18 protein-coding genes are annotated in these 22,936 nt (G+C 65.0%); 7 read left to right on the plus strand and 11 right to left on the minus strand.

Annotation, left to right across the window (positions count from 1 at the left end; all coding sequences use genetic code 11):
• Positions 1 to 5: 5 nt before the first annotated feature.
• The 6 genes from ACMGFE_RS15540 to ACMGFE_RS15565 all read right to left on the minus strand — a co-directional run bounded on the left by ACMGFE_RS15540 (position 6) and on the right by ACMGFE_RS15565 (position 6,939).
• Positions 6 to 1,133 carry an ABC transporter ATP-binding protein gene (locus ACMGFE_RS15540; RefSeq protein ID WP_436926144.1) on the minus strand — a complete coding sequence of 376 codons (1,128 nt, stop codon included), beginning with the start codon at positions 1,131 to 1,133 and terminating at the stop codon, positions 6 to 8.
• Positions 1,134 to 1,193: 60 nt separating this feature from the next.
• Entirely contained in the window at positions 1,194 to 2,057 is an 864-nt protein-coding gene (locus ACMGFE_RS15545; RefSeq protein ID WP_436926145.1) for a carbohydrate ABC transporter permease, read from the minus strand.
• On the minus strand, positions 2,057 to 3,001 hold the full coding sequence (locus tag ACMGFE_RS15550) for a carbohydrate ABC transporter permease (protein WP_436926146.1): 945 nt from the start codon (positions 2,999 to 3,001) through the stop codon (positions 2,057 to 2,059). The genes ACMGFE_RS15545 and ACMGFE_RS15550 overlap by 1 nt, the downstream gene beginning before the upstream one ends.
• A gap of 6 nt (positions 3,002 to 3,007) precedes the next feature.
• Positions 3,008 to 4,444 (minus strand): ABC transporter substrate-binding protein, encoded by a 1,437-nt coding sequence (locus ACMGFE_RS15555; protein ID WP_436926147.1) that lies wholly within the window; start codon positions 4,442 to 4,444, stop codon positions 3,008 to 3,010.
• Between the two features lie 186 nt (positions 4,445 to 4,630).
• Positions 4,631 to 5,845, minus strand: coding sequence for a CaiB/BaiF CoA transferase family protein (locus ACMGFE_RS15560; RefSeq protein ID WP_436926148.1), 1,215 nt, complete (start codon positions 5,843 to 5,845; stop codon positions 4,631 to 4,633).
• A gap of 152 nt (positions 5,846 to 5,997) precedes the next feature.
• Positions 5,998 to 6,939, minus strand: a complete 942-nt coding sequence (locus tag ACMGFE_RS15565) for an aldo/keto reductase (RefSeq protein ID WP_436926390.1) — start codon at positions 6,937 to 6,939, stop codon at positions 5,998 to 6,000.
• A gap of 180 nt (positions 6,940 to 7,119) precedes the next feature.
• On the opposite strand from ACMGFE_RS15565, the gene ACMGFE_RS15570 reads away from it, so the two are divergent.
• The 3 genes from ACMGFE_RS15570 to ACMGFE_RS15580 are packed head-to-tail and all read left to right on the plus strand — an operon-like array spanning position 7,120 to position 11,199.
• Positions 7,120 to 8,271: a glycoside hydrolase family 88 protein gene (locus ACMGFE_RS15570; RefSeq protein ID WP_436926149.1), complete on the plus strand. Its 1,152-nt coding sequence runs from the start codon at positions 7,120 to 7,122 to the stop codon at positions 8,269 to 8,271.
• Positions 8,268 to 9,917, plus strand: a complete 1,650-nt coding sequence (locus tag ACMGFE_RS15575; RefSeq protein WP_436926150.1) for an acetate--CoA ligase — start codon at positions 8,268 to 8,270, stop codon at positions 9,915 to 9,917. The genes ACMGFE_RS15570 and ACMGFE_RS15575 overlap by 4 nt, the downstream gene beginning before the upstream one ends.
• 46 nt (positions 9,918 to 9,963) lie before the next feature.
• Complete coding sequence (locus ACMGFE_RS15580) at positions 9,964 to 11,199, plus strand: ABC transporter substrate-binding protein (RefSeq protein ID WP_436926151.1); 1,236 nt, start codon at positions 9,964 to 9,966, stop codon at positions 11,197 to 11,199.
• Here ACMGFE_RS15580 and ACMGFE_RS15585 read toward each other — a convergent pair whose 3' ends face one another.
• Positions 11,200 to 11,661 carry a MaoC family dehydratase gene (locus tag ACMGFE_RS15585; protein ID WP_436926152.1) on the minus strand — a complete coding sequence of 154 codons (462 nt, stop codon included), beginning with the start codon at positions 11,659 to 11,661 and terminating at the stop codon, positions 11,200 to 11,202.
• Positions 11,662 to 11,707: 46 nt separating this feature from the next.
• A complete protein-coding gene (locus ACMGFE_RS15590; protein WP_436926153.1) occupies positions 11,708 to 12,427 on the minus strand; it encodes a sugar phosphate isomerase/epimerase family protein in 720 nt (239 codons plus the stop codon).
• Between the two features lie 138 nt (positions 12,428 to 12,565).
• On the opposite strand from ACMGFE_RS15590, the gene ACMGFE_RS15595 reads away from it, so the two are divergent.
• On the plus strand, positions 12,566 to 13,588 hold the full coding sequence (locus tag ACMGFE_RS15595; RefSeq protein WP_436926154.1) for a zinc-dependent alcohol dehydrogenase: 1,023 nt from the start codon (positions 12,566 to 12,568) through the stop codon (positions 13,586 to 13,588).
• A gap of 47 nt (positions 13,589 to 13,635) precedes the next feature.
• Here the strand turns inward: ACMGFE_RS15595 and ACMGFE_RS15600 are convergent, their stop codons facing one another.
• The 3 genes from ACMGFE_RS15600 to ACMGFE_RS15610 all read right to left on the minus strand — a co-directional run bounded on the left by ACMGFE_RS15600 (position 13,636) and on the right by ACMGFE_RS15610 (position 18,548).
• A complete protein-coding gene (locus ACMGFE_RS15600; RefSeq protein ID WP_436926155.1) occupies positions 13,636 to 15,624 on the minus strand; it encodes an alpha-L-fucosidase in 1,989 nt (662 codons plus the stop codon).
• A 68-nt stretch (positions 15,625 to 15,692) separates the two neighbouring features.
• Positions 15,693 to 17,519 carry a Gfo/Idh/MocA family oxidoreductase gene (locus tag ACMGFE_RS15605; protein ID WP_436926156.1) on the minus strand — a complete coding sequence of 609 codons (1,827 nt, stop codon included), beginning with the start codon at positions 17,517 to 17,519 and terminating at the stop codon, positions 15,693 to 15,695.
• A gap of 261 nt (positions 17,520 to 17,780) precedes the next feature.
• Complete coding sequence (locus ACMGFE_RS15610) at positions 17,781 to 18,548, minus strand: IclR family transcriptional regulator (protein ID WP_436926157.1); 768 nt, start codon at positions 18,546 to 18,548, stop codon at positions 17,781 to 17,783.
• A gap of 228 nt (positions 18,549 to 18,776) precedes the next feature.
• Here ACMGFE_RS15610 and rdfA point away from each other — a divergent pair, with 228 nt between their 5' ends.
• The 3 genes from rdfA to ACMGFE_RS15625 all read left to right on the plus strand — a co-directional run bounded on the left by rdfA (position 18,777) and on the right by ACMGFE_RS15625 (position 22,863).
• Positions 18,777 to 19,412, plus strand: coding sequence for a rod-determining factor RdfA (rdfA, locus tag ACMGFE_RS15615; protein ID WP_436926158.1), 636 nt, complete (start codon positions 18,777 to 18,779; stop codon positions 19,410 to 19,412).
• A gap of 269 nt (positions 19,413 to 19,681) precedes the next feature.
• Positions 19,682 to 21,634 carry an archaea-specific SMC-related protein gene (locus ACMGFE_RS15620; protein ID WP_436926159.1) on the plus strand — a complete coding sequence of 651 codons (1,953 nt, stop codon included), beginning with the start codon at positions 19,682 to 19,684 and terminating at the stop codon, positions 21,632 to 21,634.
• Positions 21,635 to 21,696: 62 nt separating this feature from the next.
• Entirely contained in the window at positions 21,697 to 22,863 is a 1,167-nt protein-coding gene (locus ACMGFE_RS15625; protein WP_436926160.1) for an enolase C-terminal domain-like protein, read from the plus strand.
• The last annotated feature ends 73 nt before the right edge of the window (positions 22,864 to 22,936 follow it).

Below are 22,936 nucleotides of genomic sequence, written 5' to 3' on the forward strand. Positions count from 1 at the left end.
CCGGATCAGTCGCTCTTCGCTACGTTGACGGCGGTCGCGCCACGCTCCCGGTGTTTGATCGCCTCGCCCGAAGCGGCGTCGAAGAGGTGGATACGGTCCTGCGGGAACGCGAGTGTCACCTCGTCGCCCTCGCGAACGATGATGTCGCCGTCGACGCTGGCGGGATACGTCTGGTCGCCCAGCTCGAAGTAGACGTAGGTCACGTCGCCGAGCGGTTCGACGACGGACGCCGACGTCGTGACCGTATTGACCGCGTCCGGGTCGGCGAACTGGATGTCCTCGGGGCGGATGCCGAGGACGACCTCGTCGGTGCCTTCGACCGCGTCGAGCGCCTCAGACGGGAGTTCGTACTCGAACAGGTCGTTCCGGAGCGTCGAGCCCGCTACGGTCATCGTGAAGGTGTTCATGCTCGGCGACCCGATGAACCCCGCGACGAAGAGGTTCGCCGGCTCGTGGTAACACTCCAGTGGCGTCCCGATCTGCTGGAGTTCGCCGCCGTTGAGGATAGCGATCCGGTCGCCCATCGTCATCGCCTCCGTCTGGTCGTGGGTCACGTAGACCGTGGTGACGCCGAGCTGCTGGTGGAGGTTCTGGAGTTCGGTCCGCATCTGGGTCCGGAGCTTCGCGTCGAGGTTGCTGAGCGGCTCGTCCATCAGGAACACCGAGGGCTCCCGGACCATCGCACGGCCGAGGGCGACGCGCTGCTGCTGTCCGCCGGAGAGTTCTCCGGGCGGCTGGTCGAGCAGGTCGTCGATGCCCATAGTCTCCGCGGCGTCCTCGACGCGCTCCTCGATCGCCTCCTCGGACATGTCCGTGGACATGCGGAGCCCGAACGAGATGTTCTCCTGCGCGGTCATGTGCGGGTAGAGCGCGTAGTTCTGGAAGACCATCGCGATATCCCGGTCGGCCGGCCCGCGGTCGACTATCGACTCGTCGCCGAGTCGGATGTCGCCCTCCGTGACGCCCTCGAGGCCGGCAATACAGCGGAGCGTCGTGGACTTGCCACACCCCGACGGTCCGACGAGGACGAGAAACTCCCCGTCCTCTATCGTCAGGTCGAGGTCGTCGACTGCGACGATACCTCCGTCGTCTCCGAAGCGCTTCGTGAGCGATCTGATGTCTACTTCTGCCATGTCTGATCTACCTGGGTAACTGCGGTCGCTGTCGTTCGTGGTACCGTGGCGTTCATCCGTCTATTCACCTTTCATCCCCATCGTGACGCCCCTGATGAACTGTCGCTGGAAGATCGCCAGGAAGATCACCGTCGGGAGGACCGAGATGATGACGCCGGCGAAGAGCAGACCCCACTCGTTGGCGCGTCGGCCCTGGAACGCGAGCAGGCCCGCCGGGAGCGTCCGGTGGGCGTCCTGCGTGATGAACGTGAGGACGTAGAGGAACTCGTTCCAGAGGAACACGAACTGGTAGATGGCGAGCGCGGCCAGCGCGGGCGCTGCGAGCGGCAGGTAGATCTTCCAGAACACCTGGAACTCCGAGCAGCCGTCCAGGCGCGCCGCCTCCGAGTACGAGTCGGGGATCCCGAGGAAGAACTGGCGTATCAGGAACACCGAGAACGGCATCGCGAAGGCGATATACACCAGAAAGAGGCTGTAGAAACTGTTGAGCAGGCCGAGCTGGTTCATCATCGAGTACAGCGGGATGATGAGGACTTGCGTCGGGATCATCAGTCCGCTGATGAGGAACAACAGCGTGAACCGCTCGGCTCTGAAGTCGAACTGGACGAGCGCGAACGCGCCCAGTGCGCCGATCACGATGATGGCGGCCAGACTAACCGAGACCACGATGAGACTGTTCATGAAGTACTGCGAGAATCCGCCGACGTTCCAGGCCGTGACGAACCGGCTGAAATCGAGCGTCTCTGGGAGCGCGAGCGGCGCGGAGAAGATCTTGCTCCTGCTCTTGAACGGGAGCGTCAGCAGGATGTAGATCGGGAAGAACGTGACGCCGACCAGGAAGAACAGCCCCAGCGTGAGAGCCAGCTTCGTGGTGTCGAAATCGGACTGAAGCGCCTGACCGAACCGCGGCGTGTCCGTGCTCATCACGCGACACCTCCGGTCCCGCCGGTCCCGCTCCCGGTACCGAGATAGAAGTTCACGAGCGAGACGACGAGCGTGATCGCGAACAGGACGACGCTCAGCGCTGCGGCGGCGCCGAGTTGCTGCTCCATGAACGCGATCTTGTAGATGTACGTCACCATCACTTCGGTCGCGTGGCCGGGGCCCCCGCGGGTCATCACCCAGTAGTACCCGAAGACGCGGAACGAGCTAATCAGGGAGAAGATGAACACGAAGATCGCTATCGGCCGGAGCTGTGGCATCGTGATGTACCGGAACATCTGTAATCGGTTCGCCCCGTCGATCCGCGCGGCTTCGTAGAGGCGTTCTTCGATGTTCTCGAGGCCTGCGAGCCAGATGACGGCGTTGAACCCGGTCCACTGCCACGTGCCGACCAGGATGATGGCGTACAGCGCCAGACTCTGGTCGGCCAGCCACAGCGGCTGCCAGTCGATGAGCGGGAGCATCGCGAGGAAGCGGTTCATCACACCGTACGAGGGATTGTAGATGAACCCCCAGACGAACGCGACCGCAACCGGCATCATCGCCATCGGGATCAGGAACGCCGTCTGGAAGAACTGCCGGAACCGACCGTAGGCGTTCCTGATAGCGATGGCGAGCCCCAGTCCGAGCGTGAAGTTCAACACGAGACCGATAATCGCGATCTGCACGTTGTGCCAGATCGCCGTGTACACGACTGGGTCGGACAGGGCCGTCACGTAGTTACTGATCCCGGCGAACTCGAGCGAGCCGAATCCCGTCCACTCGAAGAACCCAAGTCCGAAGAGGCCTCCGGTGGGGAAGATGAAAAACGGGATATAGAACAGGAGCACGGGACCGATGTACCACCAGTGTCGCTTGAGCCCGAGACGGCTCGTCTGACTGGCGATCCGCTCCCGAGTCTCCCAGAGTACGTTTCGTGTGCTCATGATCAGTCAGTCGTCTCTCGCGTCTTCGATCGCCGTTTCGGTGACTTCCTGTAGGTTGACCAGGACCTCCTCGGGGGATAGGTCTCCGGACATGAACTCCTGCGTGTCCGAGAGGAGCGTCGAGGTCGGCTCCGGCATGAACGCGAGGTCGAACGGGTCGTACGTCGCGTCCGCGTCCGCGGCCTGGTCGAGCCCCGCACGGAGCGTCTCGTGGACCGGGTCCAGTTTCCCCTCGCTCTCGAGTTCGTCCCAGGCCCCCTTGTGTGTGATCGGCTGGTTCGCCTCGAGGAGCCACTGCTTCATCGTGCTCTTCGAATAGAGCATCTCGTACATCTGGACGCTCTTCTCCAGGTTGTCACGCTGCTCGGCGCGCTGGCTGATCGCGTGGACGTAGTCCCCCATGTAGAAGCGCTCGTTCTTCCCGTTCTCGTAGATGTCGGGGAAGTACGGCGGCCAGAAGTAGTCGACCGCTTCCGGGATGCCGGGGAAGTCGTCGTCCGTCACACTGGCGATCGTCTGGGTGATCCACGACCCCTGGTGGAGGAACGCGCCCTGGTCCTGCACGATCCAGGCGTTGATAGCCTCCGAATTGGAGATCCCGTTCGCGTCCTCGTTCACGTACCCGTCGGTGAACAGGCTCTGTACCTCCGAGAGCGCCTGTCGAAGCGGTTCTGTGTTCCAACCCTCGTCCGATTTGAGGTACGCCCGGTCGTTGAACTCCTCTGCCCCGATGGCCTTCGCCAACGCGAACGTCGTGAAGTGGCCCCCGGTCCACTGGTTCTTGTTCCCGAGCATGATCGGGGTCTTGTCGGTGTTGTCCTGCACCTGCTGGCACAGCTCCTTGAACTCGGACATCGAGATGTCGGTGCGGTGGCTCAGACTCTCCGGGTCGATCCCCGCTTCCTCGACGACCTTCTTGTTGTACCAGATCGGGAGCGGGGGCGTCGAGATGGGGATCCCCCAGACTTTCCCGTCGGGGTTCCGCCAGCTCATCATATCGCCTTCTTTGAACCGACCGCGGAGCACCGCAGCGTCGTAGAAATCGTCGAAGAACGACGAATCGACGTGATCCTCGATAGGGATGGCCTGCCCGTTCTCGACGTACCGCCCGAGCCGGGGCGGGCCCGCCCACGTGTAGAAGATGTCCGGCGCCTCCTCGGTCGTGATCGCGTTGCGGATCTGCGTCCGGTAGTCGTTGAAACTGTACCGGGCGAACTCGACCTCCTGGTCGGTCTGACTCGTGAAGTCGTCAGCGACGTCGACTGTGATGTTCTTCTGCGGCCCGCCGGTCCAGATATTCCAGTACTTGAGATTGCTCCCTCCGCCCGACAGGGTACAGCCCGCGAGCCCTGATAGCGCCGCCGAGGCGCCGACGCCCTTCAGGACCGTCCGTCGGTCGATCACGCTCTGTTCGGTGCTCTTACCGCTGGTGTCTCGCTGCATACCGTGGTCGCGAGATAACAACCACAGTATTTACCATTTTTTAAAACTAACATACAATAATAGCCCAAATTTAGATTGACTTCGGATGTGGGAAACTCGGCGAATACGAACGACTGCCCGACTGGTCGATGAAAGGCCGATCTACCGTTCAAGGCCGAACGCCGAGATCGCTGTTGACAGCGGCCGTCAGTCGTCGGATGTGCTCGTCTGCAGGGATTCGCCGGTGACGCCAGCGTCCCGGAGCGATTGAATCCGCTCGTCGTCGTATCCGAACTCGGTAAGCACCTCCTCGGTGTGTTCGCCGGGGCTCGGCGGCGGCGTCTCGACGCGCCCGGGTGTCTCGGAGAGGTCGGCCGGGACCCCGACGGTCGTGAACTCGCCGCCCCCGGGATGTTCGATGTCGACGAGCATGTCGTTGTGGTCGACCTGTGGGTCCTCGGCCAGCGCGTCGAAGTCGTTGACCGGCGCCGCCCACACGTCGGCGTCGAGCAGCAGGTCGAGGAGGTCGTCGGTCGCGTACTCCCGCGTGTACGATTCGAGCAGTCGCTTGATCTCGTCGCGACGGTCGAACTGGTCTTTCGGCGTGTCGAACTCGGTGAACCGTTCGTCCTCGAAGAGGTCGACCAGCGCCTCCATCGGCGTCATCGCGATGGCGACGTACCCGTCCGCGGTCTCGTAGATCCCGTAGGGGCCGCCGAGGAACGCCTGGGCGATCCCTTCCTCGGAACGCTCGAAGTCCACGTCGAGGTTGAGCGAGGCGGTGATCTCCTGGCACTGGAAGTCGATCGAGGCGTTCAACAGGTTCGTGTCGACGCGCTGGCCCTCGCCGGTCCGCTCCTTGTGGAAGAGCGCGACCATCGTGTTGAAGGCGATCTGCGATGCGGCGTGTTCGTCGACGATGGCAGTCCCGACGGGGGTGGGCGGGTCGTCTTTCCGGCCCGTGTTCTGCGCCAGGCCGCTCATCGCCTGGAGGAGCAGATCCTGCCCGGGGCGACCGGCGTAGGGGCCGTCCGGGCCGAACCCGGACGCCGAGACGTAGACGATCTCGGGATTGACTTCGCGGACATCGTCGTAACCGAGACCGAACTTGTCCATCACGCCGGGGCGGAAGTTCTCGACGAGGGCGTCCGCCTCGGCGACGATGTCCAGCGCGACCTCTTGGCCTTCGTCGCTCTTGAGGTCGAGTTCGACGCTGCGCTTGTTGCGGTTCATCGCGAGGAAGAACGGGGAAACCCCGTCGAGGAGTTCGCCGCCGGCGTGGAGTGTTCGCTCCCACTCGCCGCCGATCCGCTCGATCTTGATGACGTCGGCCCCCATGTCGGCGAGTTTCTGCGTCGCCCAGGGCCCCTGCATCATCTGCGTGAAGTCTGCGATAGTAACGTCTTCGAGCGCCTGATCCATACGCATGACACTCTATTCTGGTCCTTAAATTTTTGTACTCCGGTAGTCGGCCTGGGGCTTCCAGAGTGGACGGCCTCCGGCGGTTTCGTCCGAACCCAGGACCGACCCGGGTATCTGAACGGGTCGCGGTCAGGCCACGCCGATCGGCCGAATTACGGCGCCCACGACGGGTCGATCGGGGCTTCGAGCCGTTCGATCTCCGCCTCGGAGAGGTCCACGTCGAGGGCGTTCAGGTTCGATTCGAGGTGCTCCATCGTCCGCGGGCCGATGATCGGCGCGGTGACGACGTCTTTGTGGAGCGTCCAGGCGAGCGCGACTTCGGTGGGCGTCGCGCCCTTTTCCTCTGCGAGGTCGCGGACGACGTCGAGGACGTCCCACTCGTCGTCGCTCCAGCGGTCAGCGGGCGAGTCGTCGGCCCAGCGGGCGTCGTCGGGCGCGCCGTCGCGCTCGTACTTCCCGGTGAGGAAGCCGCCGCCGAGGGGCGACCACGGGATGACGCCGGTGTCCTGGTCCTCGCACACCGGGAGCAGGTTCGCCTCCTCGTGGCGGCGGATCAGGCTGTATTCGGGCTGCATGCAGACGAACCGCTCCAGGCCGAGTTCGTCGCTGGTCTTGAGCGCCTTCATGAACTGCCAGCCGGCCATCGTGCTCGCGCCGACGTACCGGACCTTCCCCTCCTGAACGAGCCAGTCGAGCGCCGAGAGGGTCTCCTCGATCGGCGTTGTCTCGTCCCAGCGGTGGATCTGGTAGAGGTCGATGTAGTCGGTGCCGAGACGGTCGAGGCTCGCCTCGGCCTGTTCGAGGATGTGCTTGCGCGAGAGCCCCTGTCCGTTCGGCCGGTCGTCCATCCCGCCGAACACCTTCGTGGCGAGGACGACCTCGTCCCGGCGACCCTGAAGCGCCTCGCCGACGATCTCCTCGCTATATCCGTCATTGTAGACGTTCGCGGTGTCGATGAAGTTGATCCCGGCGTCGAGCGCCCGGTCGATGATGTCGATGCTGTCGGCTTCGTTCGTGGGCTCGCCGAAGTTCATGCACCCGAGGCAGAGCCGTGAGACTTCCAGCCCCGTGTCTCCGAGTTTCGTGTACGACATCGCTGTATCTGACATACTCGCACAGGCCTGCTCGGCGACTGAACAAGTAACTACCGGTGGCACGGACAGCACACTGTCCAGGTCACGCGACGCAGAAGCGTCACAGCATTCCGTCCGGTCGCGGCCGAAGTCCCGCCGGAGCCCATGGATTCATAACGGTCCCCGCCAGAATGGAGGCGTATGCAGGACGACCGCATCGATCCAGCAGCCGCCCTTGACGCGATCGTGGAACGCGTTCGCACGACCCACGATGCCGTCGGACGGGAGTTCCCGTACGTAGCGGACCCCCAGACCGGCGAGTGGACGACGACGCCGGACGGGAACTGGTGCGGGGGCCACTGGATCGGACTGCTTCACCTGGCGAGCGACCGTCTCTCGGGCGAACCCGCGAACCAACTCCGGGCGGCAGCGCGGGATCACACGGAGCGAATGGACGAGTACATGCCACGCGAGTCGATGTTCTGCGGCATGAACTTTCGATACGCCGGATTCGGAGGGTACGACCGGACGGGCGACCGGTCGCTGTTCGGGCTCGGCCTGACCGGCGCCGACGCGATGGTCGAGTACTACCACGAGGGCGCACGACAGATCCCGCTCGGCGAACTGGCCATCAAGGGACCCGACGAGTTCCGCGGACCGGAGTCCGACCACGGCCCGTCCGGTGCGCAGATCGGCGCGGTCGACAACATCTACACGGCGCTGCCTGTCCTGTGGCGAGCGTACGACGAGACAGGAGACCCGACGTTCCGCGACGTCGCCGTCTCACACGCCGACCGACACCTCGACTGGTACGTCAGGGCGGACGGGTCGACGTGGCACCACGCCGTCTTCGACCCGGAGACAGGCGAACTGGAGCGCCAGTACAACGAACTCGCGCGGTCGGACGAGACCTGCTGGGCGCGGGGGCAGGGGTGGAACGTCGCGGGGCTCTGCCGCGCGTACACCGAAACAGGCGCCCAGCGGTATCTGGACGCGCTCGAACTGACCGTCGGGTACTACCGCGACAACTCGCCGGCCGACGAGGTGCCCTACTGGGACTTCGCGGTCAGTGGGGCCGACGAGCCGAGAGACACGAGCGCCGCCGCGCTCGTCGCCTACGGACTCCTCGGGCTCGACCCGAGGGACGAGTCGGTCGCCGACCTCCGGGCGTACGGTCGAACCGTGCTGGCGTCGCTGGTCGACGACTACCTCGTCACCGACCCGGACGCACCGAACGTCGGCGCCGTCCGTCACGGGTGTTTCAACCGCCCCGGCGATTACGCGGTCGACGACGAACTGATCTGGACGACGTACTACGTGGCCCGAACGCTGGAACGCGTGCTGGACGCATGACGAGCGGATACGATCTTCCCGGACCGAGCGACGAGGCCGACCCGGACGCCTGGGACGGTTTCGAGTGGCGGATCCCGGAGACGTACAACATCGCCTCAGTCGCGCTCGACCACGACCCCGACCGGACGGCGATCAGACACGTCGAGGAAGACGGCGACCGACACGAGTTCACGTACGGAGAACTCGAACGCGCCGCGAGCGCGCTCGCAGTGGATCTGAAGCGAAACGGCGTCGAATCTGGGGACCGCGTCGCCGTGTGTCTCCCGCAGTGTCCCGAACACGCGGTCGTTCATCTCGCCGCGTACCGCTGTGGCGCGGTCACGGTGCCGCTCTCGATGTTGCTCGGCCAGGACACGGTTCGCTACCAGCTCACGGACTGCAACGTCCAGACGCTGTTTCTGGACTCGCAACGAGCGGCGGCGCTGCCCGACGATGCGACGGCCGTCACCGAACGCGTCGTGACTGTGACCCCCGGGTCGGGCGACTACACGGGGCCGCTCCGGGCGCTCGGTGGGCTCGAAGCGGTCGTCGGCGGCGATGGGTCGACGCCCGCCGCACGGACGTCGGTCGACGACCCAGCCGTGATCCTCTACACGTCCGGAACGAGCGGTCATCCGAAGGGCGTCCTCCAGAGCCACGGCTACCTCCTGGGGTCGCTCCCCGGCTATCACTACTGCTTTCACCTGTTCGACGACGCCGACTACCGCGACGCGCTCCTCTGGACGCCCTCGGAGTGGGCGTGGGCCGGCGCGCTCTTCGACGTCGTGCTTCCGACGCTCGCCACCGGCGGAACTGTCCTCTCGACGGAGCGACGGACGGGGTTCGACCCGTCGAGTGCCCTCGACCGGATCGAGGACGAGTCGGTGACGCACGCGTTCTTCCCGCCGACCGCACTCTCGCGGATGCGCTCGGAGACCGACCCGGCGGGTCGCGACCTCGGATCGCTCGACGTCGTCATGTGCGGCGGGGAGAAACTGCTACCGGCCGTCTTCGAGTGGAGCGAGTCCGAACTCGGCGTCACTGTCAACGAGACCTACGGCCAGACCGAGGCGAACATGCTCGTCGGGAACAGCCAGACCACGTTCCCGGCCAGGGCGGGGTCGATGGGGAAACCCTACCCCGGACACGACGTCGCCGTGGTCGACGAGGACGGGGACCCGCTGCCGCCGGGCGAGCTCGGCGAGATCGTCGTCGAGCCACCCGACCCGGTCACGCTCATCGAGTACTGGGACGACCCGGCAGCGACCGACGCGAAGTTCTTCGACGACGGCCGGATGCGGACGGGCGACCTGGCCAGACGCGACGAGGACGGCTATCTGTGGCACGCCGGTCGCAAGGACCACCTGATCATCACGTCCGGCTACCGGGTGAGTCCGCTCGAAGTCGAGTCGGCGCTCACCGAGGAACCGCGCGTGGCGGCGGCAGTCGTCGGCGGCGTCCCGGACCCGGAACGCGGCCAGCGAGTGAAAGCGTACCTGCGGCTGACGAACGGTCACGACCCGTCGGAAACCCTCGCCGCGGAACTGCGCGAGCACGTCAGGGAGCGGCTCGGCGCCCACAAGGTGCCCCGCGACATCGAGTTCATCGAGTCCATCCCGGAGACGCACTCCGGGAAGGCCGACCGGACGACGCTGTTCTCCGAGTGACGCCCTCGGCACAATCTTCTTGTCGATTACCGTTCATCGTACGGCCATGACGACGACACTCAGATTCGTCGGTCGTCCCTTCGAGGGGTTCGAACGCGCGCTGGACCGCCAGATGGAGTCGTTCGCCGAGGAGTACGACGTCGAGTTCGAACGCGACCACCGTCCGCTCCCGGAGATCCACGAGGAACTGATCGAGGACGGCGGCCTCGACGACGGGACCTACGACCTGTTCCTCTGCCTCTCGGACTGGCTCCCGGCGGTAGCAGAGCAGGGACTGCTCGAACCGCTCGACAGCCGTATCGACGCCTCGCCGCCGGCGGACTGGCCGGACGGCTGGGCCGAGAGCATGCGCGAACTCGTCCGCTGGGACGGCCGGACTTACGGCGTCCCGTACCACGACGGCCCGGAGATCTTCCACTACCGCGAGGACCTCTTCGAGAGCGTCGAGGAGCAGCGCCGGTTCCGCGAGGAACACGGCAGGCCGCTCCACGTCCCCAGGACGTGGGACGAGTTCCTGGAGGTCGCCGAGTTCTTCACCCGACCGGAGGAAGGGCTCTGGGGAACCGTCGTCGCGGCCAAACCCGACGGACACAACGACGTCTACGACTGGCTCATCCACCTCTGGAGCCGCGGCGGGGAGGTGTTCGACGACGACGGGAACGTCGCCTTCGACTCCGATGCGGGCGTCGAGGCGCTCCAGTACTACCACGACCTGATCCACGAACACGAGGTCGCGCCCCCCGAGTCGCTGGAGATGGAGAGCGTCGAGTCCGGCGAGTTCTACGCCGAGGGGAACGCCGCGATGATGTGGAACTGGTCGGGGTTCGGCGCGATGGCCGAGGTCGAAGACGCGCCCGTGTTCGGACGGACCAACTACGGCATCATCCCGCGGGCCGACGACCCCGAAGGCGAACACACGTCGCTGACGGTACTGTACGGGCTCACCGTCCCGGCGAGCAGCGACCACAAGGACCTCGCCTACGAGTTCGTACGCCACGCCTCGACCGCGGAGATGGACAAGGTCACGACGCTCGAAGGCGCCTCGGGTACGCGGCTCTCCACGTGGCGAGACCCCGAGATCCTCCGGACGAACACGTTCTACTCGATGGTCGAGGAGATCAACACGTCGGGCGTGAACTTCCTGCCGCGGATCCCCGAGTTCACCGAGCTGAACGAGGTCCTGAACGACATGGTCCGTTCGGCGGTCGTCGACCGCGAACGCTCGCCCGAAGCGGCCGTCGAGCAGGCCGCAGCGGCGGCACGCGAGTTCACCCGCGAGTGACTACGCGTCCGCGTCGCGTTTCTCGCAGAGCGTGATGTGGCGGCACGACAGCACCGTGTCGCCGTCCTGGTTCTCGACGTCGTACTCGTAGACGACGCGGCCGAGGTCCTCGTTGTACTCTTCCGTCTCGACGACTTCGCGGTGGACCGTGAGCGTCGTCCCGATCGGGACGGGCCGCACGAACCGGAGGTCGTCGTAGCCGTAGGAGAAGGCCTTGGGGTTCATGTCCGCGATGAGCGCCTCGGCGATCGAGAACACGAGGTTGCCGTGGGCGAGGCGCTCGCCGAAGTCGGTGTCGTCGGCGTGGGTCGTGCTCATGTGGAGCGGGTGGAAGTCACCGGAGATACCCGCGAAGTTCACGATGTCCGCCTCGGTGATCGTGCGTACCTCTTCGACGCTGTAGGTCTCGCCCTCCTCGACCTCCTCGAAGTACCGGTCAGTATCTTTCGACGGCGCGTTCATGCCAGCTATATCGGGGAAGGGGGCCTTGAAGACTTCGGCGCCGTGCTCATCGCTGTAGGTCCACGAGGCGCCGGGCGGTCTGCTCGACCGCAGGGGTCGGATCCTCGAAATCCGCCTCGTACTCGATGGTGAGCGGCGTCGTGAGGTCGGCGTGCTCGTCGAGGAGCGAGACGAGTTCCGCCAGGTCGAGGCGGCCCTCTTCGGGGACGACCTCGGTCTCCGCGTCCACGAAATCCTTCACGTGGACGGCGTGGATGTAGTCGCCGAGCGCCGGGACGACCTCGTCGGGGTGTTCGTCCATCCGGAGGAAGTGCCCCGTGTCGACGCAGGCGCCGACCCGGTCGGGGGAGTCCTCCACGGCCGCGAGAACGTCTTCGATCGTCTGGTAGCGCGCGCCCGGACCGTGGTTGTGGACCCCGACGAGGAGGTCGTGCTCGGCGGCGACCTCGGCGACCGTGTCGGCGAGGTCCGGCGGGAAGTCACAGGAGACGTAGTCGGCGCCGAGTTCGCGGGCGAAGGCGAACCGTTCGCGGGCGTCGTCGAGCCCGTCCGCGTCGAACGACCCGCCGTAGTAGCCCCGCACCTCGATGCCGGCGTCGTCGAGCGCGGTGAGCGCCTCGTCGACTGCGGATTCGTCCGCGTCGGGCGCCAGGTGCGTGTCCATGAGTTCGATAGCCGTCACGTCGGTGTCGGCGAGTTCCTCGCAGACCTCGTCGATCGTGAAGTCGCGGTACGTGTAGATCTGGACGCCGATGTCGTACGCCATACCGGTCGAGACTGTCCCCGTCGGAATAAAACCCATCGGTGGCCTCCCGGTCACCGGCGACAGGTCCGACGGAAACGAGAGACCGGACGGGAAGACAGGCGGAGCAGTTTTATGAGCGCGTGGGAAATAACGGGGCGCATGCAACGCGCAGTCATTTCGGGCGAACGAGAGGCAGGTGTCGTCGACGCGCCGGACCCCGACCCCCACGAGGACTGGGTCAAGATCAAGGTCCGCGCCGCGCCGATGTGCACCGAGCACAAGGCGTTCAGCGAGGGGACCGAACAGTCGTATCTCGGCCACGAAGCCGCCGGCGAAGTCGTCGACGTCGCCCAGCCGAACCGCTTCGACGTGGGCGACCGCGTCGTCGCGACGCCGCTGTACTCCTGCGGCGAGTGCTGGCACTGCCGGTCGGGCGAGCACCTCTACTGCGAAGACAAACTCGACGTCGAAGCCGAGACCGGTTCCCGCGAGGGCGAGGCGACGTACGCGCAGTACCACCTCAAACCCGACTGGCTGCTCGCCGAGATCCCGGACGACGTCTCGTACCTCCACGGGAGCATGGCCTGTTGCGGCCTGGGACCGACCTTCGGCGCGATGGAGCGGATGGACGTCGACGCCTACGACACCGTCCTGGTCTCGGGGCTCGGCCCGGTCGGGCTCGGTGGCGTCATCAACGCCGCTTACCGGGACGCCGAGGTGATCGGCGTCGAACCTACCGACTATCGCGCCGACCTCGCGCGGGATCTGGGCGCCGACCACGTCGTCGACCCGACCGACGACGACGCGCTGGAGCAGGTGATTGCCCTGACCGACGGGTCGGGCGTCGACGCGGCGGTCGACTGCTCGGGGATCCCCGCCGCCCAGGAGTTCATGATCGACACGGTCAGGCGTCGGGGGCAGGCGACGTTCGTCGCCGACGGCGGGGGCGTCGAACTCGACGCCGGCGGCGACATGGTGTACAACGGCCTCACCATCCACGGCCAGTGGCACTACCCCGAAGAACACATCCCCGACGTGTTCCAGGTGATCCGGGACGTGCCCGAGAAACTCGACCAGTTCATCACCCATACCTACCCGCTGGAAGACGTGCAGGAAGCCTTCGAGACGCAGGCGACCAGGGAGTGCGGCAAGGTCGTCCTCGATCCCTGGCCCGACGAATAGCAGCGACGATCAGTCGGAGAATCGGGCCGGAGGGCGCGTCCGCCGGCCTACTCGATTTTCGCTATCTCGTGGAGTCGGACGGAGTCGAAGGTCACGTGGACGCGGTCGCCGTCGGTCTCCGCGTCGACGGCGACGTCGGTGACCGCGGAGACTTCCGATCCGTCCGGTACGCGAACCGTCGCCGTCACGTCCGAGAGCGGCGGTACCTCCGTGATCTGTGAGATCGGTTCGCCGGCGCGCGAGGTGTGGTAGTTCGTGGCGTGGAGGTAGGTCGCGTCGCCGGTCGTCATCGCGTTGAGTTCGACGCTGGACGGTGCGTCGGCCGCGAGCGCCCGTTCGTCCTGCAAGTCGGTGACCAGGTTGTCGAGCAGGCGGCGGTGGCCGTGGTAGTCCTCCTGGTAGTACTGCGTGAAGAGGTTCGTCCCGACGTAGACTGCCTCGCCGTCGCCGTACTGGTTGTGGGTGATCGCGGGCACGTCGAGTCGCCGCTCCGGCGGGGCCTGGTAGTGGGAGAACCGGCGAGTCTCCGACCGCTCGGTAGTCGGGGCGACGACGGTTCCGCGGGCCTCCGCCTCGTCCGTCGCGATCGACTGGAACGGTCCGTAGGAAACGCACTCCATGTCGGGCAGGCCGTCGGCGTAGGGGCCCGGATCGAGGTACGCCGTCGTGTAGGGGAGCCGCCCCCGAGTGGTCACGCCGAACACGTCACCGAGGCCGAACCCGTCCTCGGAGAGCGACGCCGTTCCCGTCGCGACGAGCTTCCCGCCGTCGTCGACGAACGAGCGGAGCGAGTCCAGCGTCTCCGCGTCGAGCGGGCCGGTGTCGGGCAGAATCGCGACATCGAACTCCGACAGACGGTCGTTCGCGAAGTGCTCGTCCAGGACGTCGAACTGCTGGTGGGTCTCGGCGAGGAACTTGGTCGCGCTGACGGCGCCCTGCGCGCTCATCTCGGGGTTGTCGGGGTCCATCGAGGCCTGCTGCCCCGCCGGGTCGTGGTGGCCGGGGAAGACGACGGCCACGTCGCGGAGCGGGTCTGCCTGCGGGAGCTTCCGCTCCTTGGCGAACTCGAAGGCGTCGCCGATGACGTCGTACTTGGACGCCTCGAGGACGCCTCGGGGTCTGAGCTGGTCGCCCACGCTGACGGGCAGGTGGTGGATGAGTGACGTAGAGAGTTCGTACTTCAGCTGGTTCTCGTGTTTGACGGTCCCGAAATCGCCCCAGACCTTGTGAAAGGCGCCGGTCATGCCCTGGGTGAGGCGGTCGTAGTTGCGGGTGTACCGCGCGTGCATCGGCGTGTGCATGTACCCCCACCCGCTCGGGAGGCTCTCGATGACGAGATAGTCCATCGTGTCGTAGAGGTCGGCGGTGAGGCCGAGGCCGAGCCGATGGTTGTAGGTCACCACGAGGTCCTCGTCGTGGTCTTTGACCAGTTTCGTCGTCCGGTCGGCGAAGTCGCGACAGACCTTCGCGCGGTGGCGCCGGCGGTCCTCGGGGTCGTCGGGGTCCATCCCGAGCGTGCGCATGCTCTCGCTGCAGTAGCGGCAGGTGCAGGCGTCCTCGTGGTACAGCAGGATGTCGAACCAGAAGCCGTCGATGTCGTACTCGAGGATCTCGCGGACGTGCGGGTGGATGACCTCCTCCGTGTACGGCGAGTTGAGACAGAGGTACTCCCAGCGGTCCTCGCGGGTCTCGGCGTTCAGCTTGTTCCCCTCGCCGTCGCGCTGGTACCAGTCGGGGTTGGCCTCGCCCGGCAGGTTGTCCCAGGCGACCGTGTAGTAGGCGAGCACGCCGATGTCGCGGTCGTGGCACGCCTCGACGGCCTCCCCGAACATGTCGAAGTCGAGGTTCGGGTGTTTCGGCCCGACCGCCGAGTCGTAGTAGGTGTTACCGTGACAGCCCTTCGCGAAGAATGTGACGCTGTCGACGTTCGCCTCGGCGAGCGTGGCGGCGAACTCCTCGGCGTCCCAGTCCTTCCCGACCTCCCGCTGGAAGGCCGGCGTGTGGAAGTCGAGGTGGATGTTCGTCTCGCCCAACACTGATTCCGTTGCCTCCGTCGGCTCCATAATCGCACGCCCACGGCCACGATAGTAAGTGTGTCGCTCGATCAGGGACGGGTCCGCTCGATCACGCGCAATCCCCTCGCGATAGACCCCGTGACCCGGTCGACGTCCCAGTCGCCGACTCCGTGGTACCGGAGTATCTGTTCCGCGTTCGGGGCTTCGTCTCCCGCCGCGTCGAGCAGGGCCTCGAAGTCGACGCCGCTACCGCCGCCGGGGACCTGCGAGTCGGCTCGGTCCCACCACGCTCTCGACGCTTGCCGTGAGGGACCGGGTTCCGCGTCCCAGAGGTAGACACCGTCTACGCGGTCGCCGAGCGCCGCGAGCACCGCCGCGGGGGACTCGTCAGCCCGCAAGAGGGTCGGCGGGGCGACGGCGACCCGTACCGCGTCGCTGTCCAGTTCGGCGACGACGTCCGTCAGTTCGTCGAGCGAGGCCGGAACGCCGATACCGGGGACCAGCGCGCCAGTCAGATCGTGTTCCGCGGCTGCGTCGAGTCGCGTTCGGAGCGTGTCTACGTCGAACGCCTCGGTCTCGCCCGGGTGCCCGTCGAAGACGACCGAATCCGCACCGAGTTCGCTCGCGAACCGGATCCGCTCGACAGCGTCCGTGCCGCCGACGGAGACGACCGGGGCCGAGAGGTCGTGTGCGTCGAGGTCCTGCCGGACTACCTCGACGTCGTCCGCCGGATCGAAGTGCGACGCGACGCCCGGCACCGACCAGAGGTTCACGCGCGTGACTCCGAGGTCCGCAAGCGCGCGAAACGCCTCGTCCCGCTCGCAGTCGCCGAACAGCGAACTCGCCACGGACACCGGTCGGCGCGCGACGAGATGGCGCCGGAGTCGCTCGGTCGTCGGCCGGCCGACCGCGAGCGGTCGCTCACTCGGTGCGACCGTCCGACCGTCGAGCGCCGACCGCATCGCGGCGTCGACAGTCCGGTGGACCGCCACCGCGCTCTCGAGGCCCGCCGGGTGCGAGTCGCGCTCGCCCGAGAACACCGCCGCGAGGTCGTCGTACAACCGCCGCGTCATGTACGAATCCTCCTCGAAGTCGCGCGCCTCGACGTGCTCGGTCCCGTCGGCGAACACGCCGCTCGCGTGGTCCCCCAGGACGAGTTCACCGCGGCCTTCGGTCCCGATGACGTCGATCCTGAACTCGTACCAGAACGTGCCGGCCTGTGCGGGGACGTCGGGCGCGCCCGGTCCGAGATGAACGTACCCACGGACGCTGTCGGGGTAACTCAGTTCGATCGCCGTGTCCTCCGGTTCGGCGTGGTCGACGACCCACGGGTTCGCCGCGGGATCGAGCGAGACCGGCCCCTCGGCGAACCCGCGGACGGCCGTCGGCTCGTCATCGACGAACCAGTCGAGCGCGTGGAGGAAGTGCGTCCCCTGCCCCGTCAGCCCGCCTTTCGTCGAGCCGACGAGCCGTTCGATCTCACCGAGACGGCCGTCATCGATCCATCCCTTCAGGGTGCGGAACTCGTCCGCGTAGGGTTTCTGGTGACAGACGGTCACTCGCGTCTCGGCCGCGTCGGCGAGGTCGGCGATCTCCTCGACCTCGCCCAGCGTGTTCGCGACCGGTTTCTCGATCAGTAGCGACGCCGGTTCGTATTCGAGCACGTCCCGGACGACCCCGACGCGACCGCGGGGCGAAGTCACGGCGGAGACGTGATGGGGTCGCTCCGCCGCGAGCGCCTCGTCGAGATCTGTGTAGTACGCCGGCACGTCGAACTCTGCCATTACCGATTCGGCCTGGTCGGCGTCCCTGTCACAGACCGCGACGAGGGTCAGTTGGTCGCTGTCAGCTATCGCCCGAGCGTGCTGCTGTCCCCGGTGGCCGCAACCGAGGAGCACGCATCCGTGGTCGCTCATCGTATTCCGTCCGACGGGAGTCTGATACTTATACGTAGAGGTGTCGACGGGCGGCCGATCCGGAGAGAACTTCCCGATCTATCATGATATTGTCGTTCGGTGACACCGAACAGTTGATCCGTCCCTATCGAACGACGGAGGCGTCGATCGAGGGCCGAGTAGCCGTCGTATCATCGAAACGCTCGAAATATGGGGGAGTGGGGATTGGTCACTCTGTTCGTTGAGAGCGAATCCGAAAGGGCGGCCGAAGCGACGGCGGGATCAGAGGTGACGGACGTTGATCTCGATCTCGTTAGCGGTCGCGAGCAAGAGATCCGTCAGCTCGTTCTCCAGTTTGTCCTCGGTCAGCCGGTGAGCCGGGCCCCCGATGCTGATCGCACCGTAGACGCCCTCTCCCGTGCGCTTGATGGGAGCTCCGATCGCGTGAAGTCCCTCCATCGACTCCTGCAGGTTGAACGCGACCCCGCGATCGCGGATCTCCTCGAGTTCTCGTTCGAGTTCGTCGCGGTCGGTGATCGTATTGGACGTGTGCTGTTCCATGCCTGTGTGGTCCAGGATACCCGATACCCGCTCAGGGGGCAAGTGTGCGAGGATCGCCTTCCCGGCCGCGATGTGATGGAGCGACGTGTGCCTCCCGACGTTCTCGTGCGTGTGGACGGCGTGTTCGCCCTCAGCGCTGTAGAGATAGACGGCCTGGTCGTGTTCTTCCGCGATGCACCAGACGCGCTCTCCGGTCTCGGCCGCGAGTTCGTCGACCCGCTCCCGGGCGGCCTGGAATATCTGGCGCTGTCCGCGCGAGTAGATCCCGTAGTCCAGAAAGCGTAACCCGATGTGGTACTCCTCTCCGAACCTCGTGACGAACCCGTGATCCTCGAGCGTCGCCAGGTGGCTGTGAATCGTACTCTTCGCGAAGTCCAGTTCGTCGGCGAGTTCGGTGATCCCGCGGACCTCCTGCTGGCGGATCGCAGAGAGGATCTGCAGGAGTTTCTCGTCCGATTGGACCGTCCGCCGCGCGTTGTCTTCGGCCATGCCACGACGTTTGTGACCAACGACTATTAAGATTGTTCGTTGTGGTCGAATCCCATTTCGACCGAACGGCGACCCGCATCGCACGACTAGTGAACGGGACACGAAGGGAATCGAGAACGAGCGAGTGACATCCGTGATATCGTCCGTTCGGTGAGAACGAACGCCTCGCAACCGTCACTGTCGAGTGAAATCGAACATACTTTTTTGCTCCCGTGGTCTTGAGCGAGTATGGACGAGGAAACAGCGCCGGACGTGGGTTCAACTGCCGGGGGACCTGGCAGCAAGGTGGCGGCGCTCATCGAGCGATACGACCTGGTCGGGCTCGGGGACGATCTCGAGTCGCGCTGGACGGCGGACGGAGACGAACGGATGAGTCTCCGCGAACTGGCCGACTACGTGAACGAATCGCTGATCGCGGCAGCGCTACGAGCGTCCGATACACAGCCGGTCGACGGCGTGGCGTCGAACTACTATCGGTTGCTGACGAGCGACGACGTGAGCAGCGGGACGCGAATCGAAGCCGAGAACGAACTGGAGTCTCGGGGCGTCGATGTGGATCAGTTGGAGTCCGACTTCGTCTCCCGACAGGCCATCCACACGTACCTCACGAGCGAGCGAGACGCGAGCTACGAATCGCCCGATCGGAGCGACAGTGAACGAGCCGACGATCGACTACAGACGGTCCAGCGGCTGAAGAACCGCCTGGCAACCGTCGCAGAACGCGTGCTGACCGAACTCGAGGGGTCGGGGTATCTCTCTGTCGGTGATGCGCGGGTGACGGTTCTCGTCAGCGTCCAGTGTCGCGACTGCGGTGAGCAGTACGCGTTCGCCGATATCATCGCGAACGGCGGATGCGACTGCTGACTGGCCGAACCGCGGTCTATCTGCCGAGCTCGTCTACCCGGCCGCTACTATGACAGCCATAGGGGCGTCATAGAACCTTGTCACCGTCGTCGAATTGGTCGCCACTAACCCATGACAGTCCTATGTCCGTCATACCATGATGGAGACACGGAGATTTTCACGACGTGGCCGGACACCAAGGTACAACATGTGTGCAAGCGATTAGGTGTGTCCCACAGTGTAAAAGAAGGGAATGATTTATCCCGAGGGCGATTGACAGACCAGACGGAATGAGTTCAGGACAACGGATTGGGGAAGAAGTGACTCTCTCGGTGGAGAACATTGGGGGGATCGACCGTAGCGCCGTCACGTTCTCTCCCGGGGTGACGATCCTCACTGGCCGCAACGCCACGAATCGAACCTCCTTGCTCCAGGCCATCATGGCCGCGCTCGGGAGCGACAACGCGACGTTGAAAGGCGACGCCGAGGAAGGACGAGCCGAGCTCACGATCGGGGGCGAAACCTACACCCGGTCACTCACGGCCCAGGGCAACGGTGTCGTCGAAACCGGTGACCCGTACCTGGACGACTCGACTCTCGCGGATCTGTTCGCGTTCCTCCTGGAATCGAACGAGTGTCGCCAGGCCGTAGCGCGTGGCGACGACCTCCGCGAGATCCTCATGCGACCCGTCGATACGGACGAGATCGAACGAGAGATCGACGATTTGAAGAGCGAGAAGAAGCAGATAGACTCGGAAATAGAGAACATATCGAATCTCACGGACAGACTGCCAACGTTAGAAGAAAATAAGACGGAAGTAGAATCAGAAATCGAAGATGTAGAGTCCGATCTCGAAGATAAACGGACGGAGCTCGACGATGCAGACAGAGAAGTGGAAGAGACGAGAGAAAAGAAAGAAGAGCTCGAATCGAAGCTCGACGATCTCAACCGATCGAGGGACGAGCTACAGCGAGTGACGGACAAGATCGAGTCGGAGCGAGAGAGTATCGCGGGGCTCGAAGCCGAGAAAGAGGACCTGGAGAGCGATTTCGAAGGGCTCTCGCCGATCTCCGACGAGAAGATCGGGGACATCGATGCCGAGATCCAGCGGTTGCGGGGAGAGATCGACGCGATGGACCGGACCGTGACCGAGCTCCAGTCGGTCATCCAGTTCAACGCGGAGTTCCTCGAGGACGAACAGCCAGAGGTAGCGACCGCGATCGGCAGCGATACAGGCGATGGCGGAGCCGTGACCGACGAACTCCTCGCGGACTCCGAGACGGTGACCTGCTGGACCTGCGGTTCGTCGGTCGAAACCGATCAGATAGAGTCGACACTCGATCAGTTACGGTCGCTCCGCGAGCAGAATGTCCAGGAGCAACAGTCCCTCGAGGAAGAGATCGACCGGCTCGAGTCGGAGAAGCGCGACCTCGAACGGGAGCGCGAGCGGTATCGGTCGCTCCAGCAAGAGATCGCCGACGTCCAAGCGGAGATAGAAGACAGGACGGAACGCCTCGGCTCGCTGCGGGAGCGACGGGACGAACTCGAGGGCGAGATCGACAACCTGGAAGACGACGTCGAGGCGTTACAGGGTGCCGACTACAGCGAGGTGCTCGAGATCAGCGAGGAGGTGAACAGACTCGAATTCGAGATAGAGCGGCTCGCCGAGGAGCGCTCGGAGATCGAGGCCGAGATCGAACGGATCGAAGCGAAACGGGACGAGCGCACCGAGCTCGAATCCCGTCGGGAAGAGATCCAGCGGGAACTCGACAGACTCCGGAACCAGGTGGATCGGCTCCAGGAGGAGGCTATCGAGGAGTTCAACGACCACATGGAGACGGTTCTCGAACTGCTCGAATACGACAATCTGGAGCGCATCTGGATCGAGCGGACGCGCGAACGCGTCCGGGAGGGTCGCAGCAAAGTAGAGAAAGAACGGTTCGACCTGCACGTCGTCCGGAGCGTCGACGGCGGGCGAGTCTACGAGGACACTGTCGACCACCTCAGTGAGAGCGAGCGCGAGGTCACCGGACTCGTGTTCGCGCTGGCCGGCTACCTCGTCCACGAGGTATACGACGAGGTACCCTTCATGCTCCTCGACTCCATCGAAGCGATCGACGCGGACCGGATCACGAAGGTCGTCGACTACCTGAACGGGTACGCGGACAACCTCGTCGTCGCGCTCCTGGAAGACGACGCTGCGGCGCTAGACGACAACTATCAACGGATCACGTCGATCTAAGTACCGATCGGTGACGGTCCACCGACGCCACAGTTATATGGGACCCGGGCCGTCGTTTTGGTATGTCTCAGGAGATCGAACGCATCGAAACGATCGAGTTCGGATATCAACTCCGGGACGTCGGGACGCCACCCGGTGGCTTCGACATCGTCTACGACCCCGGCAACGAGATGGAGCGGCGACTCTTCGCCGTCCGGATCGAAGTGAGCGACGGACTGACCGGCGAGTACGTCGGGAGTAACTCGCCGGGGGCGGCACAGATCAACATGGTCGCGGACTATCTCGTCGGCGAGAACCCTCTAGAGCGGGAGAAACACTGGTCGGAGTTGAAACGCGCGCTCCGGAAGTACGACCGAATGGGGATCGGCCCGCTCGATATCGCCCTCTGGGATTACGCGGGAAAGCGCTACAACGCGCCGATCCACGAACTGCTCGGGACGTACCGTCAGCGACTCCCGGCCTACGCGTCCACTTACCAGGGCGACCGGAGCGGCGGTCTCGATTCACCGGCGGCGTACGCCGACTTCGCAGAGCGATGCCGCGAGTTGGGGTACCCTGGCTACAAGGTCCACGGCTGGGACGGCGACTGGCGAGACGTCGACCTCCTGGACGCGACAGTGCGTGCCGTCGGCGACCGAGTCGGCGAAGAGATGGACCTGATGGTCGACCCCGCCTGTAACCTCGAGACGTTCGCCGACGCACTCCAGATCGGTCGGGCCTGCGACGAGTACGGCTATCTCTGGTACGAAGACCCGTATCGCGACGGAGGCATCTCTCAGCACGCACACCGCAAACTCCGTCAGCAACTCGATACGCCTCTGCTCCAGACCGAGCACGTCCGCGGCCTAGAGCCGCACGCAGACTTCGTCGCGAACGAGTCGACCGATTTCGTCCGCGCAGACCCGGAGTACGACGGCGGTATCACCGGTGCCATGAAGATCGCCAGGGTCGCCGAAGGGTTCGGACTCGACACCGAATTCCACGCACCCGGCCCGGCGCAGCGCCACTGCATGGCCGCCACGCGGAACGCGAACTACTACGAGATGGCACTCGTTCACCCCGACGCCGCCAATACGACCCCACCAGTCTATGCCGGTGAGTACGAGGACGATCTAGAAGCTATCGACGACGATGGAACGGTGCCCGTTCCGAACGATCCGGGTCTCGGTGTCGAGTACGACTGGGACTACATTCAGGCCAACGAGACCGGGCGTCGAGTCTACAGCTAACTCGGCCACTGGCCGTCGCTGGTGGACCGATCGAACGCCGCTATTCGAACTGAATACCGGCCTATTCAGGGTG

Source organism: Halosimplex amylolyticum (assembly GCF_051414035.1).
Lineage (GTDB): Archaea > Halobacteriota > Halobacteria > Halobacteriales > Haloarculaceae > Halosimplex > Halosimplex amylolyticum.